Source organism: Bacillus pretiosus (assembly GCF_051294775.1).
GTDB lineage: Bacteria > Bacillota > Bacilli > Bacillales > Bacillaceae_G > Bacillus_A > Bacillus_A wiedmannii.
Genome location: NZ_JBPPHF010000649.1, coordinates 1 through 279, shown reverse-complemented (window position 1 = coordinate 279; position 279 = coordinate 1). Strand labels below are relative to the sequence as shown.

The following is a 279-nucleotide window of genomic DNA, read 5'->3' as shown; positions in this document are numbered from 1 at the left end:
TCATATGATAAAGGATGAGATATCCTGGCGGATTTTAACTGAGGATTTGGAGAAGGGCTACTCTCAAGCTTTGAATCAAAACGAGATAACATTACCAGCTAAAACCGTTTCCTTTAAAGTATGGAGCGAAGGATTAGCTTATTACAGCCAGAGTGAAAAGTTAAAGAGAAGGTTAGCTTACTGGTCAGAAATAGAAAATAAATTGGGTGATGGTAAGTTAAAAGAAGATGGAATTGATGATAAATTCGAACCAAAGACAGCCGTGGCATGTCTTAATGC

At 37.3% G+C, this 279-nt stretch carries 1 protein-coding gene; it reads left to right on the top strand.

The genetic code is table 11. The annotated features are described in order from the left end of the window. Positions 1-279, top strand: a 279-nt coding sequence (locus tag ACSG5Z_RS32540; RefSeq protein WP_435713002.1) for a condensation domain-containing protein, incomplete at both ends; no start/stop codon positions are given.